Below are 14,138 nucleotides of genomic sequence, written 5' to 3'. Positions count from 1 at the left end.
TCCCCGCAATGAACTGCTCCCCAGAAGTTGGACTGAGAAATTCAGTTCTGATTCTGGGGAGTGGTTGTATGCGTGGTGGTAGTTCGTTGTCTGAGGAGCAGCGGTGTGAGGCGGTAGCGTTGTTCGAGGCTGGCTGGGGCCGGCAGGCGGTCGCGGTGCGGCTGAGTGGGAGTGCTTCAGCGGTGAACCGGTTGTACGACCGGTGGCGTGTTCGAGGTACGGGAGCGTTGGTGGCGATGCCGGGGAAACGGGTCTTCTCGTTCGAGGTCAAGCGCGAGGTGGTCCGGCGGTTTCTCGCGGGCGAGACGAAGGTCGCGCTCGCGCGGGAGTTCGAGTTGTCGTCGCCGAAATTGATCGAGAACTGGGCCCGTAAGTACCGCGACGAGGGTGATGACGGGTTGCGCCCGAAACGTCCGGGCCGCCCACCGGGTGCCGGTGGTGGTGATCGTGGCCGGTCTGCGGGTGAATTGGGTGAGGTGAGTGAGTTGGAGCGGTTGCGTCGCGAGAACGAGCGGCTGCGGGCCGAAAACGCCTACCTGGGAAAATTGCGTGCCTTGAGAGCCCAGCAACGACGCTGAAGGCCCAGGCCGTCACCGCTCTCAAGGCTGACCACCGCCTCGAGGTATTGCTGGAGGTTGCTGGTCTGGCCCGGTCGACGTTCTTCTACCACCAGGCCCGCCTCGCCTCGCCGGACCCACGCGCCGCCCTGAAGACCGCCATCCGGGAAGTGTTCGAGAACAACAAAGGCCGTTACGGGCATCGTCGCGTCCACCGCGAACTGGTGACCGCCGGCTGGCGGGTCGCGAAGAAGACCGTCCTGGCGCTGATGCGGCGCCTCGGGCTGGTCTGCCTGGTCCGGCGCCGCCGCCGCTACAACTCGTTCAAAGGCCAGACCAGCACGACCGGCGCGACTGGCAAGACCGCACCGAACCTGCTGGCCCGTGACTTCACCGCCACCGCTCCGAACCGCAAGTGGGTCACCGATGTGACCGAGTTCGCCATCGCCGGCCGCAAGCTCTACCTGTCGCCGGTCATGGACCTGTTCGACCGCCAGATCATCGCCTACACAACCAGCGACTCACCTAACCTGCAACTCACCAACTCCAGCCTGCAACAAGCACTCACCACCCAGCGCCCCAGCCCCGGCCTGCTGGTCCACTCCGACCAAGGCTTCCAATACCAGCACCACTCCTGGCAGGCCCTACTCACCACCGCCCGCGCGACCCAGTCGATGTCCCGCAAAGCCAACTGCTACGACAACGCCATCATCGAGAACTTCTTCGGACACCTCAAAGAAGAACTCTTCCACCACACCACCTTCACCAGCGCCGACGCGTTCACCACCGCACTCGCCGACTACATCCACTGGTACAACAACCACCGCACCTCAACAACACTCAAGGGCCTGAGCCCAGTGCAATACCGCACCCAGACCCTCACGGCATAGGCTCCCTACCCAGCCAGTCCAACTTTCGGGGACCAGTTCACAACCACAGGGTTGCCCCCTCGAATTTCCAGGGGGCAACCCTGCAGTTGCGGGGGCATGCGCCTGACAGCACCTGCTTCTGGGGTTGCGGGATCGCAACAAGCTGCGATTTTCTGGACCAGTGCGTAATCTGATGGATACTCTGAGTGACTTCCCGTTCTGGCTCGGTTATCCACAGAGCCGCGGAAGCGGGTGGCGCGGGATGTCCCACGGTTGACAGGATGGTCGCGCATGGTGACCGGATGGTCGCCGGCCGGCACGGACACGGGGGGGATCGATGACGACGGACAGACTCGACCTGTACCAGTCGGGCTGGGACGGTGCCATCGAGCTGATCGACGCCCAGGTGCGGGATGTGGTCCGCCGGGAAGGCATCGACCCGCTCCGCGATCCCGGTGCGGTGAACACGATCGTCGCGACCGTCGTCCGGGAGTACGACGAGCGCAGCCTGGCCGGCGTGGTGCCGCCGATCGGTGACCTGGCCGCGATCAGCCGCGAGGTGCACGACCGGGTGGCCGGCTTCGGCCCGTTGCAGCGTTATCTGGACGATCCCGGTGTCGAGGAGATCTGGATCAACGAGCCGAGTCGCGTCTTCATCGCGCGCGAGGGCAGGCACGAGCTGACCACGACGGTATTGACCGAAGAGGAGGTCAGCGACCTGGTCGAGCGGATGCTGAAGACCACCGGCCGCCGGGTCGACGTCTCGCAGCCGTTCACGGACGCGCGCCTGCCGGACGGTAGCCGCGTACACATCGTGCTCGGTGGTATCACCCATCGCTTCGCGGCGATCAACATCAGGAAGTTCACCGTCCGCGCGACCCGGTTGAGCGACCTGGTCCAGCTCGGATCGCTGACACCGCACGCGGCCGCGGTGCTGGAGGCATCCGTTGCCGTCGGCCTCAATGTGCTGGTCTCCGGTGGTACGCAGGCAGGCAAGACCACGATGCTGAACGCGCTGGCCGGGTCGATCCCCGGCAGCGAGCGGGTGATCAGCTGCGAAGAGGTTTTCGAGATCAAGCTGCCGATCCCCGACTGGGTGTCGATGCAGACCCGCCAGGCCGGGCTCGAGGGCACCGGCGAGGTGCGGCTGCGTGATCTGGTCAAGGAATCTCTGCGGATGCGGCCGTCCCGGGTGATCGTCGGCGAGGTCCGCGGCGAGGAGTGCCTTGATCTCCTGCTGGCTTTGAACAGTGGATTACCTGGCATGTGCACTGTCCATGCGAATTCGGCCCGCGAAGCGCTGACCAAGATGTGTACGTTGCCGCTGCTGGCCGGCTCGAACATCGGTTCCCGGTTCGTACTGCCGACGGTTGCCGGCTGCGTCGACATCGTCGTACACCTCGGCATCGCGGCCGACGGGCATCGACGGGTGCGGGAGATCGTCGCCGTCACCGGGCGGGTGGAGGAGCAGGCGATCGAGACCGAGACGCTGTTCGCGACGCACGACGGCTATCTGCGCCGCGCCGAAGGGCATCTGCCGCATCCGGAACGCTTCCAGCAAGCCGGGTACAACGTGGCCGGTCTGCTGACCGAGCTGCCGCGCGGGGTGGCGTGATGGGGATGCTGCTGGGGCTGGTCTTCGGCGTCGGTCTGCTGCTGATCATCGCGGCATTCGTGGCGCCGTCGGAGGCCGAAGCCGCTGCGGAGGGCCGGCTGCGTGGCCGGAGCCGGGCGTTGCTCGCGAGAGCGGGGATCGAAGGGCTCACGCCGGGCGCGTTCATCGGTGCCTGCATCGTCACCGGGCTCGCAGGGTTTCTGCTGATGTTCCTGGTGTCTGGCGCGTTGCCGGTCGGCGTGGTGTTCGGGCTGATGGCCGGTTGGATGCCGATCGCGCTGGTACGAAGCCGGGCGCGCCGTCGGTTGGCCGAGTTCCGCGAGCTGTGGCCGGATGTGGTGGACAACGTCGCATCCGCGGTACGCGCGGGGTTGTCGTTGTCCGAAGCGCTGGCCCAAGTGGGTGAGCGCGGGCCGCCGCGGTTGCGCGAGCCGTTCCGGCGGTTCGGCGCGGACTACGCGTCGACCGGACGGTTCGCCGAATCGCTGGACCGGTTGAAGGCACGGCTGGCCGATCCAGTTGGTGATCGGGTGGTCGAGGCGCTGCGGATCGCGCGTGAGGTCGGCGGCGGTGATCTCGGGCGGCTGCTGCGCTCGCTGTCCACGTTCCTGCGCGACGAGGCACGGACCAGATCCGAGCTCGAGTCGCGGCAGTCCTGGTCGGTCAACGGAGCGCGGGTCGCGGTGGCGGCGCCCTGGCTCGTACTGGCGATGTTGTCCTTCCAAGGCGATGTGATCAAGCGGTACAACACACCGGTCGGCGCGGTGGTCATCGGTGCCGGTGCAGCCGTCTGCATAGTCGCGTACCGGCTGATGCTCCGGATCGGCCGCCTACCCGAGCCGGAGCGGGTGCTGCGATGAACCCGATGCTGCTGGGCAGTTTCCTCGGCGCATTGCTCGGCGCCGGGGCGCTGCTCGTCGTACTGCGCTTGCCTTTCCTGCGCAAACCGACAGTGGACGAACGGGTCTCGCCGTACCTGCGGGATCTCGGCGCGCCGGATGTCTTCGTCGACGTGGTCGACTCGCGGTCGCCGTTCTACGCGATCCTGCGGTTGTTCGGTCCATCGCTGCGGTCGGCGGCGCGCCGGCTGGAGCGGATCCTCGGCGGCGCCGGCACGATCCGGCGGCGGATGCAGCGCGCCGGGCTGGAGCGGACCGTCGAGGAATTCCGGATCGAGCAGTTGCTGTGGGGGACACTCGCGTTCGCGGCCGGGCTGGTGATCTCGATCGTCGCGTTCGCCTCGGGCCGCGGGAACCCGGTCGGCATGCTGGCGTTCTGCGCGATCGCCGGCATCCTCGGAGTGCTTGCCCGCGACACCTATCTCACCGCGCAGGTCCGGCGCCGCGAACGCCGGTTGCTCGCGGAGCTGCCGACCGTCGCGGACCTGCTGGCGTTGTCGGTCGCCGCCGGTGAGGGTCCGGCGGCCGCGCTCGATCGGGTGTCGCGGTCCTGCCAGGGCGAGCTGGCCGACGAGCTGAAACGTGTCCTGGCGGAGACCAGGGCGGGGGAGACACTGGTCCGCGCGCTCGACGCGCTCGCGGACCGAACGGGGTTGCCGGCGTTGTCCCGCTTCGCGGACGGGCTGGCGGTTGCGCTCGAGCGTGGTACCCCGTTGGCCGACGTCCTGCGGGCGCAGGCCGGCGACATCCGTGAGGCAGGCCGGCGCGAGCTGATCGAATCCGGCGCGCGCCGCGAGGTAGCCATGATGGTCCCGGTGATCTTCCTGATCCTGCCGGTGACGATCGCGTTCGCCTTCTACCCGGGCGCTGTCGGATTCCGGATGATCGCCGGATGAATCGAGGAGAGGTCATGTCCCTACACCTGACGAGATTGCTGCTGGCGAGGCTGGCTGGGCCACGCCCCGCGCGGGCGGAGCGCGGCGACGTACCCGGCTGGGTGCTGATCACCGTGATGACCGCCGGCCTGGTCATCGCGATCTGGACGCTCGCCGGTCCCCAGCTCACCCGCATGCTGCAGGACGCCCTGGACTCCGTCGCCAACAAGTAATGCGACCACACGACAGGCGGGCGCGAAGGCGCCGGCGTGGTGAGTGGGGTGCGGCGGTTGTCGACTTTGTGTTGGTGGCGATGCTCGTGGTGCCGTTGTTTCTCGGGATTCTCCAGGTCGGCCTGTTCCTGTACATCCGGAACACGGTGACCGCCGCGGCCTCCGAGGGCGCGGCGTACGCGGCCGTACTGAACCGTGCACCGGCCGACGGCGAGACGCGTACCCGCGAGCTGATCCGCGGCGTGGTGCGTGATCAGCTGATCGACTCGGTGACGGCGGTGGAGACCGATCTCGACGGCCAGCCCGGCGTCGAGGTGTCCGTCCGCGCGCACCTGCCACCACTCGGCCTGTGGGGCCCCGGCATCTCGTTCACCGTCGCAGGACACGCGGTGAAGGAAACCGGCGAGTGACCCGCCGCCGGGATGAGCGTGGGAACGCGGTTGTGGAGTTCTCCTGGCTGGCGATTCTGCTGATGGTTCCGTTGGCGTACGTGATGCTCGGCGTGTTCGACGTCCAGCGAGCGTCGTACGGCGCGACTGCCGCGACCCGCGCCGCCGGCCGCGCTTTCGTGATCGTGCCGGACGGCATGTCGGAGGACGAGGCGCGAGCACGCGCGTACGCGGCCGCCCGCGTCGCGATGCGCGATCAAGGCATGGACCTGAACACCGACGACCTGAAGATCACCTGCGCTCCCGCGTGCCTGCAACCCGGCTCCACAGTGACCGTCGCCCTGCACACCAAGGTCCGCCTGCCCCTCATCCCCGACGCCCTCGGCGGCGAGCCACCCGCCGTACACGTCACCGCCCAACACACCGAGCCCTACGGCAACTACCGCGAACCCAAGGGCAACGGATGAACCCACCCACCCACCACCGACCAAGCCCGCGCAACCACCGCGTACATTCCGCCCGCCCGCGTGGTGAATCCGGTCAAATGACTGTCCTGATCATCGGTTTCACCGCCGTCATCCTGCTGATGATCGTCGTGGTAACCGACATCTCCAAGGTCTTCCTGGTCCGCCGCGACCTCGACGCCACCGCCGACGGCGCCGTCCTCGCGGCCGCCAACGGCCTGGCCACCGTAACCGCCCAACCCGGCCCCGGCCGCGACGCCACCATCGACCCAGACCAAGCCTCCCGCCTGACCGCCGACTACCTCGACCAGATCGCCGCCACCACCACCTTCGACAACCTGACCTGGTCAGTAACCGTAGAAGGCACCACCGTCAAGGTTCACCTGACCTCCACCACCCCCCTCCCCTTCAATCCCCCCGGCCGCCCAACCACCCCCACCATCACCTCCGAAGCCGCCGCCACCGTCCCGATCCGTTAGCCGAACAGGCCTGGGTGGTTGGTTAGCCAGGTGGTGAAGGGGCGGGGGGTGTGGGTGGTGAGGAGTTCGATGGTGGGTTCGATGGGTTGGGGGTTGCCTACTTGGGCGGACCAGTAGGCGAGGAGGGTTTCGCGTTGGGCTTTGTCGGGCATGGGCATTTCGGCTCGGGCCTGGTCGGGGGTGAGTTCTACGGCTTCGACGGGTACGCCGGTGATCTGGGTGATGAGGGCGATCTGGTGGCGGCGGGTCATCGACTCGGGGCCGGTCATGGGATAGCCGCGGCCGTCGTGGGTGTTGCCGGGGCCGTCGAGGAGGACTCGGATGGCGGCGTCGGCGATGTCCTGTTCGTGGATGGGGGCTTCCTCGGCGTCGAGGTACGGGAGGCGGATCTGGCCGGTCGCGCGGACCTGGTGCGCCCAGTACTTGGCGTTGCTCATGAACGCGCCGGGCTGGAGTCGCGTGGTGGCGTACGCGCCGGTGGTGATCACCTGCTCGGTCTTCGCGTGGGGATCGTCCGGTCCGCCGAGGGATGACAGCGACGAGAGCAGTACTACCTGCTTCACCCCGGCGGCGTCGGCCGCGGCGACGAAAGCGGGTGCCGAGGACGGGTTCGAGTACAGGAAGACCTGGCTGATGCCGTCCAGGGCGGCGGCCGGGTCGGCGGGGTCGTACGCGACCGCGGAGGGCAGCGCGGACGGCTCGCGGCTGGCGACGCGGACGTCCTGGCCGGCGTCGATCAGGCCGGCGGTGACGGCGCGGGCGATGGCGCCGCGGCCGCCGGTGACGAGGATAGTCATTGGATGCGCTCCAAAAATGTAGTGACTACAATAATGGAATCAGTAAAGCAGATGCCCTACCCTCGTGCAATGGAGCTCGGGCGGCGGGAACGGAAGAAGCAGCAGACGCGGCAGGCCATCTCGGCGGTGGCCACCACGCTGTTCCTGGAGCGTGGGTTCGACGCCGTGACGGTCGCCGAGGTGGCGCGGGCGGCGGATGTCGCCGTGCAGACGGTGTTCAACCACTTCCCGGCGAAGGAGGACCTGTTCTTCGACGAGTCGGAGTGGTGGCAGGGGCCGGCCCGGGCGATCCGGGCGGCGCCGGCGGACGCGAACCCGGTCGATGTGCTGGAGTCGACCTACCTGGCCGAGACCCGGGATCGCGTCAACGTCGGGCATCTGGTCACCTGGAAGCAGTTCATGCGCACGATCGACAACAGCCCGGCGTTGCTGGCCAGGCGGCGGCTGGTCGCGGCCGAGCTGGAGACCTCGCTCACCGTGGCCCTCGACGACCGCGACCCCGATCACCTGCGCAACCGGCTGATCGCCGCCTTGTACGCGGCCGCGCAGAAGGTGCTCGAAGAGCGTTTGATGCAGGTTCTGCCCGACGATCCGGGACCGGAACAGCTCACGTCCGCGCAGGCGGAGCTGGAGCAGGCGGTACGCCAGGTCTTTGCCGTTCTCCGTCGCGGACTTGGCTGAGCTAAGCTGCTTAGTTGTGGCTGGACTGGATTTTGACGCGGAGCTGAAACAGCTCGACGCGACGATGACCTCGATCGAGAAGGTGCTCGATCTCCCTGCGTTGCGCAAGGAGATCGAAGCGCTCGGCGAGCAGGTCGCCGCGCCCGACCTCTGGGACGACCAGGCGAACGCGCAGAAGGTGACGTCGCGGCTGTCCAGCCTGCAGGCCGACGTGGAGCGGGTGACCCGGCTGCGCGGCCGGCTCGACGACCTGTCCGTGCTGGTCGAGCTGGGCCGTGAGGAGAACGACGCGGACAGTCTGGCCGAGGCAGAGAAGGAGCTGAGCTCGGTCGCGAAGGCGATCCAGTCGCTCGAGGTCCGTACGCTGCTGTCCGGTGAGTACGACGAGCGCGAGGCGCTGGTGACGATCCGTTCCGGCGCGGGTGGTGTCGACGCCGCGGACTTCGCCGAGATGCTGCAGCGGATGTACCTGCGGTACGCCGAGCGGCACGGCTACCCGACCGAGGTGTACGACACCTCGTACGCCGAGGAGGCCGGGATCAAGTCGACCACCTTCGGGGTGAAGGCGCCGTACGCGTACGGAACGCTGAGTGTCGAGTCGGGTACGCACCGCCTGGTGCGGATCTCGCCCTTCGACAACCAGGGTCGCCGGCAGACGTCGTTCGCGGCCGTCGAGGTTGTTCCGGTGCTGGAGCAGACCGACGAGATCGACGTACCCGAGGAAGAGCTGCGGATCGACGTGTACCGCTCGTCCGGTCCGGGTGGTCAGAGCGTCAACACGACCGACTCGGCGGTTCGGATCACGCACCTTCCGACCGGCACCGTGGTCTCCTGCCAGAACGAGAAGTCGCAGCTGCAGAACAAGGCGAGCGCGATGGTGATCCTGAAGGCGAAGCTGCTCGCGCTGAAGAAGGCGGAGGAGCGGGCCCAACTGGACGCGCTGCGTGGTGACGTGGCCGGCTCGTGGGGCGATCAGATGCGCTCGTACGTCCTGCACCCGTACCAGATGGTCAAGGACCTGCGGACGCAGTACGAGTCGGGGAACACGTCAGGTGTCTTCGACGGTGAGATCGACGACTTCATCGAGGCCGGCATCCGCTGGCGCCGGACCGGCCAGACGGTTGCCGAGCAGAACTGATCCCAGCGGCAGGACGGATCCGCGGAGCAGGCTGAGCGCCGACTGCGGTAGCTGCTTCGGCCTGTGCTGCGTCGCGCTGACGTTCGCGAGGTCGGCGGACTTCGCGCTGGACAAACCGGCCGGCGAGCCGTGCCCGAACCTGAGCACGGACTTCCGCTGCTCGATCCACGCGAACCTGCGGACCAAGGGTTTCCAGGGCTGCACGGTGTACGACTGCTTCGGCGCCGGCCAGGAGCTTTCCCGCCGAGCCGGTACGAGCTGGCGCGACCAGCCGGGACAGGCGATGTTCGCCGCGCTGCCGGTCCTCCGCCAGCTGCACGAGCTGCTCTGGTACCTCACCGAAGCCCTTGAGTACGACCGGAATGTGCAACCCGCGATCGACCGGGTCGAGGCGGTGAGCCGGACGGCGGATCTGAGCACTGTGGACGTGGCGGCCGAGCGTGCTGTCGTCAACGAGCTGCTGCTGACGATCAGCAAGAAGGTTCGCGGCAACCAGCCCAAGAAGAAGGATCGCCGCGGCGCTGATCTGATCGGAGCCCGCCTTCGCGGCGCCGATCTGGCCAAGGCGAACCTGCGCGGGGCGTACTTGATAGCCGCCGATCTCCGTGAAGCAAACCTGCGCCAGGCCGACCTGATCGGCGCCGACCTGCGCGACGCCGATGTCCGCGGCGCTGACCTGACCGGCGCGCTTTTCCTCACTCAGTCACAGGTCAACGCTGCTCGCGGTGACGAGTCCACCAAACTCCCGACCGCACTGACCCGCCCGTCACACTGGTAGCTGGCGGGAGCGGAGCTGGTGGGTGATGGGGGTCATCAGCAGCGAGATGGCGGTGATGGTCAGCGCTACCGCTGCCAGTGCCTTGCCTTGGCCCCAGGAGGAGCCGGCCAGGGACAGGTAGGCAGTGCCAACGGTTGCGGCGCCCAGAGCTAGGCAGGTCTGCTGGCTGGTGAGCAGGATGCCACTGCCTAGACCAGCCTGAGCTGGTGGGACTTGGCTGAGCACTACGCCGATCAGCGGGACCATGACCAGGCCGGCACCGAACCCAGCGACCAGCATGGGGATGGCCAAACGCCACGGGTCTACGTGCGGCCAAAGGGTCAGTGCAACAACGGCTAGTAGTGCGTAGCCAACGGCCTGGATGATCCAGCCGCGCAAGATGAGCCCAGCACCGTACCGGGCTTGCAGCCTGGGTCCGTAGACCGAGGTGATCAGGAAGCCGACAGCCATCGGTAGCAGGCTCAGACCGCCTTCCAACGGCGACATGTGCGCTTCGCCTTGGGTTGCAAGTGCGAACACGAACATGAAGCCACCGAACGTGGTGAAGAACGCTACGGCCAGCAGTAGACCGATCCGCATCGCGCGCAACCGCAGTACGGTCGGTGGGATCAGTGGGTCCTGGCCGGAACGCTCTGACCGGTGCTGGTGCAGTCCGAGAACAGCGACGGCTGGGATGGTCGCCGCGAGGCAGATCCACGTCCAGAGCGGCCAGCCGAGCGGACGGCCTTCTGTTAGTGGCAGTAGCAGCAATACCAACGCCAGCGCGAGCAGCGTGGCACCAACCAGATCCACTCGCTGTGCACGGTCCGCTTTGGTCTCAGGCAGCAGCCGGAACGCCGCAGCGATCGCCAGCACGCCGATCGGGACGTTCACCAGGAACACGCTTCGCCAGCCGAGGTCGAAGACGTTGGCCTCCACCAGTACGCCACCGAGGATCTGACCGAGTGCCGAGGCCGCACCGCCGGCGACGCCGAACATGGCCATCGCGCGGGCGCGCTGCTCGCCGGTGAGCAGTGCGGAGATGGACGCCAGCACCTGCGGTGTCATGGCTGCCGCGGTAGCGCCCTGGACGACGCGAGCGGCCAGCAGTACGCCGATGGTCGGCGCGATCGCGCAGATCAGCGACATGATGGTGAACCCGGTCAGACCGATCAGGAACAGCCGCTTGCGGCCGAGTCCGTCGCCGAGGCGGCCGCCGACGACCAGCAGGGTGGCGTTCGCGATGCCGTAGCTGCCGACGACGAGCTGGAGTTCACCGGAGCTGGCGTGCAGGTCCGAGCCGATCGCGGGCAGCGCGACGTTGAGGATGAAGAAGGAGAGCATCGGCAGGAACGCGCCGAAGAGTAGCGTGGTCAGCGCTACCGGGCCGAGCGGCGCGGCCTTCACGCCCGGGCGGGCAGCGGCTTGGAGCTGGTCTGTCATGCCTCCAGCCTGCACGCGCCGGCAGCCAGGTACTAAGAGTCTGCTTATCCTGGTATTGGCACCACCTGGAACCACGCTGTGTCAGTCGTCATGATGGTGTCATGAGGACTGACCGGGGCGAGCAGCGACGTGAGCTGGGGGTGTTCCTGCGCAGCCGCCGGGAGCGCATCCGGCCGGACGAAGTGGGGTTCGCTCCGGGAGGCCGGCGGCGTACGCCCGGTCTGCGCCGCGAGGAGGTCGCCCTGCTGGCTGGAGTCGGCGTGACTTGGTACACCTGGCTGGAGCAGGGCCGGGACATCAACGTGTCGGCGCAGGTGCTCGAAGCGGTCGCTGACACGCTGCGACTCGACCGGCAGGAGCGGAACCACCTGTTCACGCTGGCCGGGGTGCAGGTCGGTCCGGCCAGTAGTGAATGCGCGGTGCTGCCGGCGTCCGTCCAGAAGACGCTCGACGCGGTCACGCCGTACCCGGCGCTGGTGCTGAACGCCCGGTACGACATCCTCGCGTTCAACGAGGCGTACTGCCGCGTGGTGATCGATCTGCGGGAGATCCCGGTCGAGGAACGGAACATGCTCTGGGTGACGTTCGTCTCGCGGGAGTGGCGGTGCAGTTTCGTCGAGTCTGAGTCGATGAAGGTGCACATGGTCGCGGGCTTCCGGGCCGCGATGGCCGATCACGTCGGTGAGCCTGCTTGGCAGGATCTGGTCGAGCGGCTGCTCGCTGGTTCACCGCTGTTCGCGGAGCTCTGGGAGCGGTACGAGGTGGGCGCGCCGAGTACCCGGATCAAACTGCTGGCGAGCGCGACCGGCGGCGTACTGCGGATCGAGCCGGTGAATCTGTGGCTGTCCCAGCTCGGTCAGCTGCGTGCGACCGTCTACACGGCTGCCGACGAGGAGACCGAGGCGAAGCTACGCGTTCTTGCCGGCCCGGCTGCCGGGGCGGGTCAGCCGGGCCGGTCCCCGGCCGCCGAGCTGAGCAGCCGAGGAGTCGGAGTGCCGGTCAGCTGAGTAGCCGGGGAGTTGGAGTGCCGGTCAGCTGACTGGGATGCCTGGATTGGTCAGCGCCTTGCCGCCGGTGATCGTGTTGCCGCGGTCGATGGTGACCTTGCAGCTGGACGCGTTGTAGTTGGTGATGTTGAACGCGTACCGCCCGCTGCCGGTGGCGCCGGTCAGGTCGGACTTGTTGCCGCGGAACACCGTCCCGCAACCCCAGCCGGACTGCTGGGTGTGCGTCTCGTACCCGTTGTTCGTGGTGTTCTTGCCGGTGTTGTTCTCGATCAGGTAATTGTTGCCCTTGACATCGACCCAGCTGTCGTCGAAGTGCGCGCCGGTGAGGCCGCGGCCGTCGAAGCTGTTCCCGGAGACGAGTCCGCCGGTGGTGCCTTCCTTCAGATCGATCGCCTCGCCGCCGACGTCCGGTCCGATCGTGTTGCCGACGATCTGCACGTGGTCGGACTTGTCCGAGGTACCGCCGGCGCTGCCGACGTACACGCCTTCGCCCATGCCGCGGCCGTCGTTGCCGGTGTCGTAGACGCGCGAGTTCCTGATCACGCCGTACGTGCTGCTGTTGCGGAAGTGCACGCCTTCCATGTCGAGGCCGTGCACGGTGACGCCGTCGATCGTGACGTGCGTGGCGCTGTCGATCATGATGCCTTTCTGGCCGCCGGTCACGGTGATTCCGCGGACGTTCCAGTAGGACGCGCCGTTCAGGTGCAGGCCGTACCCGCCGCTCGCTTTCAGCACGGCGCCCGCAGACCCGGTCAGCGTGATCGGTGCCGAGGCCGTACCTTTCACCGTGGTCTTGAAGTTCCCGGTATAGGTGCCGTCGGCAAGCTTGATGGTGTCACCGGGTTTCGCGTTGGCCAGCGCGGCCTTCAGTTCGGCCGAGGTGCTCACGTCGGCCGCGGCGAGGGTTCGGTTGCGCAGCTTGTCGCGAATCCACACCCCGGCCGGCTTCAGCACCGACGTACCGCTGAAGTCGTTGCCGGCGCACGTGCCTTCCTTGAAGACCGCGCCGGAGCGGAAGTCGTCGGAGAAGTTCCAGTTCGTCCAGCCGATCTGCTTGCTGTTCAGGAAGTCCAGGTACTTCTGCGACCAGGTGAAGTCGTTGCCGCCGTCACCGGTGTACGTCTGGGTGCCGAACTCGGTGACGAACAACGGGAGCTTCGCGGCCGCGCGGGACAGTGCGTCGAAGTACTCCTGTTTGTGCGACGCGGCGTAGAAGTGGAACGTGTACATCAGGTTCGTCGCGTTCACCGGATTGTTGACAATATCGGCCTCGGTCCGGCCGTCGGAGACGCCCAGCGAGGCCCAGCCGTGCGTCCCGACGAAGATCACGCCGTCGGGATCCTTGGCCCGGATCACCGGCACCAGCTGCTCCGCGTACGACTTGATGCCGGCCCAGCTGACGCCGTTCGGCTCGTTCGCGATGTCGTAGATGATGTTCTTCTTGTCCTTGTGCCGCTGGGCGATCTCGGTGAAGAACGTCTTCGCCAGCCGGAGGTTCTGGTTCGGATCACCCGGGTCGAGCTGATGCCAGTCGACCAGTGCGTACAAACCGCGCTTGGTGGCTTCCTCGATGTACGTGTTGACCAGATCGGTGTACTTGCGCGGGTCGGTTTCGTAACCGCCCTCCTGCACGTACATGGAGATCCGGAGGATGTCGGCCTTCCAGTCGTTGGCCAGCGCGTCGAGGGAGGCGGTTTTCACGCAGTTGGCGTACCACTGCAGGCCGTGCGTGCTCATGCCGCGGAGCTGCACCGGTTCGTTGCGTTCGTTGCAGAGCTTGGTACCGCAGACATGCAACTGACCGTTGCGTCCAACCGGGGTGTCGACGGCGGGGGTGGGGGCGGCGTGGGCGGTGCTGGGGAGCAAGGTCGAAGCAGCCAGCAGGGCGCCGGCGACGAGAGTACGGAACATGTTCTTCCTCCGGGGCGTCGAGGG

General features: G+C 67.3%; 16 protein-coding genes and 1 pseudogene. 14 read left to right on the top strand and 3 right to left on the bottom strand.

From position 1 onward, the window contains the following. Positions 1-8 precede the first annotated feature (8 nt). From HDA44_RS38920 to HDA44_RS18460, 10 genes and pseudogenes are all read left to right on the top strand, one after another. Positions 9-206, top strand: a pseudogene (locus tag HDA44_RS38920) (helix-turn-helix domain-containing protein); the annotation flags it as partial. Between the two features lie 30 nt (positions 207-236). Further along, a complete protein-coding gene (locus tag HDA44_RS37325) occupies positions 237-578 on the top strand; it encodes a helix-turn-helix domain-containing protein (protein ID WP_238352485.1) in 342 nt (113 codons plus the stop codon). Beyond that, positions 545-1,447, top strand: a complete 903-nt coding sequence (locus tag HDA44_RS18495; protein WP_337906823.1) for an IS3 family transposase — start codon at positions 545-547, stop codon at positions 1,445-1,447. Before HDA44_RS37325 ends, HDA44_RS18495 begins: the two co-directional genes overlap by 34 nt. 316 nt (positions 1,448-1,763) lie before the next feature. After that, positions 1,764-3,041, top strand: coding sequence for a TadA family conjugal transfer-associated ATPase (locus HDA44_RS18490; RefSeq protein ID WP_184836073.1), 1,278 nt, complete (start codon positions 1,764-1,766; stop codon positions 3,039-3,041). After that, entirely contained in the window at positions 3,041-3,901 is an 861-nt protein-coding gene (locus tag HDA44_RS18485) for a type II secretion system F family protein (RefSeq protein ID WP_184836071.1), read from the top strand. Before HDA44_RS18490 ends, HDA44_RS18485 begins: the two co-directional genes overlap by 1 nt. Continuing rightward, the gene (locus tag HDA44_RS18480) at positions 3,898-4,836 is read left to right on the top strand and encodes a type II secretion system F family protein (protein WP_184836069.1); all 939 of its coding nucleotides are present in this window, start codon (positions 3,898-3,900) and stop codon (positions 4,834-4,836) included. The genes HDA44_RS18485 and HDA44_RS18480 overlap by 4 nt, the downstream gene beginning before the upstream one ends. 14 nt (positions 4,837-4,850) lie before the next feature. After that, complete coding sequence (locus HDA44_RS18475) at positions 4,851-5,048, top strand: hypothetical protein (protein WP_184836067.1); 198 nt, start codon at positions 4,851-4,853, stop codon at positions 5,046-5,048. Next, entirely contained in the window at positions 5,048-5,458 is a 411-nt protein-coding gene (locus HDA44_RS18470) for a TadE family protein (RefSeq protein ID WP_184836065.1), read from the top strand. Before HDA44_RS18475 ends, HDA44_RS18470 begins: the two co-directional genes overlap by 1 nt. Next, positions 5,455-5,904: a hypothetical protein gene (locus HDA44_RS18465; protein ID WP_184836063.1), complete on the top strand. Its 450-nt coding sequence runs from the start codon at positions 5,455-5,457 to the stop codon at positions 5,902-5,904. Before HDA44_RS18470 ends, HDA44_RS18465 begins: the two co-directional genes overlap by 4 nt. 77 nt (positions 5,905-5,981) lie before the next feature. Then, on the top strand, positions 5,982-6,380 hold the full coding sequence (locus HDA44_RS18460; protein WP_184836061.1) for a Tad domain-containing protein: 399 nt from the start codon (positions 5,982-5,984) through the stop codon (positions 6,378-6,380). Here HDA44_RS18460 and HDA44_RS18455 read toward each other — a convergent pair. Next, positions 6,377-7,177, bottom strand: coding sequence for an SDR family oxidoreductase (locus HDA44_RS18455; RefSeq protein WP_184836059.1), 801 nt, complete (start codon positions 7,175-7,177; stop codon positions 6,377-6,379). The two genes, HDA44_RS18460 and HDA44_RS18455, sit on opposite strands and share 4 nt — an antisense overlap. A gap of 69 nt (positions 7,178-7,246) precedes the next feature. Here HDA44_RS18455 and HDA44_RS18450 point away from each other — a divergent pair, with 69 nt between their 5' ends. The 3 genes from HDA44_RS18450 to HDA44_RS18440 are packed head-to-tail and all read left to right on the top strand — an operon-like array spanning position 7,247 to position 9,774. Continuing rightward, positions 7,247-7,858, top strand: coding sequence for a TetR/AcrR family transcriptional regulator (locus tag HDA44_RS18450; RefSeq protein ID WP_184836057.1), 612 nt, complete (start codon positions 7,247-7,249; stop codon positions 7,856-7,858). 16 nt (positions 7,859-7,874) lie between these two features. Then, the gene (gene prfB / locus HDA44_RS18445; protein ID WP_184836055.1) at positions 7,875-8,996 is read left to right on the top strand and encodes a peptide chain release factor 2; all 1,122 of its coding nucleotides are present in this window, start codon (positions 7,875-7,877) and stop codon (positions 8,994-8,996) included. After that, positions 8,980-9,774 carry a pentapeptide repeat-containing protein gene (locus tag HDA44_RS18440; RefSeq protein ID WP_184836053.1) on the top strand — a complete coding sequence of 265 codons (795 nt, stop codon included), beginning with the start codon at positions 8,980-8,982 and terminating at the stop codon, positions 9,772-9,774. The genes prfB and HDA44_RS18440 overlap by 17 nt, the downstream gene beginning before the upstream one ends. Here HDA44_RS18440 and HDA44_RS18435 read toward each other — a convergent pair. Next, positions 9,763-11,196: an MFS transporter gene (locus HDA44_RS18435; protein WP_184836051.1), complete on the bottom strand. Its 1,434-nt coding sequence runs from the start codon at positions 11,194-11,196 to the stop codon at positions 9,763-9,765. The two genes, HDA44_RS18440 and HDA44_RS18435, sit on opposite strands and share 12 nt — an antisense overlap. Positions 11,197-11,297: 101 nt before the next feature. Between HDA44_RS18435 and HDA44_RS18430 the strand changes: the two genes are divergently transcribed. After that, entirely contained in the window at positions 11,298-12,203 is a 906-nt protein-coding gene (locus HDA44_RS18430; RefSeq protein ID WP_184836049.1) for a helix-turn-helix transcriptional regulator, read from the top strand. Between the two features lie 24 nt (positions 12,204-12,227). Here HDA44_RS18430 and HDA44_RS36725 read toward each other — a convergent pair whose 3' ends face one another. Next, entirely contained in the window at positions 12,228-14,114 is a 1,887-nt protein-coding gene (locus tag HDA44_RS36725; protein ID WP_202887423.1) for a cellulase family glycosylhydrolase, read from the bottom strand. Positions 14,115-14,138 lie beyond the last annotated feature (24 nt).

Origin of the sequence: Kribbella solani, assembly GCF_014205295.1 — a bacterium.
GTDB classification, from domain to species: domain Bacteria; phylum Actinomycetota; class Actinomycetes; order Propionibacteriales; family Kribbellaceae; genus Kribbella; species Kribbella solani.
This window is presented reverse-complemented; position numbering and strand designations above follow the sequence as displayed.

What these genes read in the sequence shown, in the direction of transcription:
- HDA44_RS37325 (WP_238352485.1), top strand. Translation starts at nt 237, where the DNA reads ATGCCGGGGAAACGGGTCTTCTCGTTCGAGGTCAAGCGCGAGGTGGTC.
- HDA44_RS18490 (WP_184836073.1), top strand. Translation starts at nt 1,764, where the DNA reads ATGACGACGGACAGACTCGACCTGTACCAGTCGGGCTGGGACGGTGCC.
- HDA44_RS18485 (WP_184836071.1), top strand. Translation starts at nt 3,041, where the DNA reads ATGGGGATGCTGCTGGGGCTGGTCTTCGGCGTCGGTCTGCTGCTGATC.
- HDA44_RS18480 (WP_184836069.1), top strand. Translation starts at nt 3,898, where the DNA reads ATGAACCCGATGCTGCTGGGCAGTTTCCTCGGCGCATTGCTCGGCGCC.
- HDA44_RS18475 (WP_184836067.1), top strand. Translation starts at nt 4,851, where the DNA reads ATGTCCCTACACCTGACGAGATTGCTGCTGGCGAGGCTGGCTGGGCCA.
- HDA44_RS18470 (WP_184836065.1), top strand. Translation starts at nt 5,048, where the DNA reads ATGCGACCACACGACAGGCGGGCGCGAAGGCGCCGGCGTGGTGAGTGG.
- HDA44_RS18460 (WP_184836061.1), top strand. Translation starts at nt 5,982, where the DNA reads ATGACTGTCCTGATCATCGGTTTCACCGCCGTCATCCTGCTGATGATC.
- HDA44_RS18455 (WP_184836059.1), bottom strand. Translation starts at nt 7,177, where the DNA reads ATGACTATCCTCGTCACCGGCGGCCGCGGCGCCATCGCCCGCGCCGTC.
- HDA44_RS18450 (WP_184836057.1), top strand. Translation starts at nt 7,247, where the DNA reads ATGGAGCTCGGGCGGCGGGAACGGAAGAAGCAGCAGACGCGGCAGGCC.
- HDA44_RS18435 (WP_184836051.1), bottom strand. Translation starts at nt 11,196, where the DNA reads ATGACAGACCAGCTCCAAGCCGCTGCCCGCCCGGGCGTGAAGGCCGCG.
- HDA44_RS18430 (WP_184836049.1), top strand. Translation starts at nt 11,298, where the DNA reads ATGAGGACTGACCGGGGCGAGCAGCGACGTGAGCTGGGGGTGTTCCTG.
- HDA44_RS36725 (WP_202887423.1), bottom strand. Translation starts at nt 14,114, where the DNA reads ATGTTCCGTACTCTCGTCGCCGGCGCCCTGCTGGCTGCTTCGACCTTG.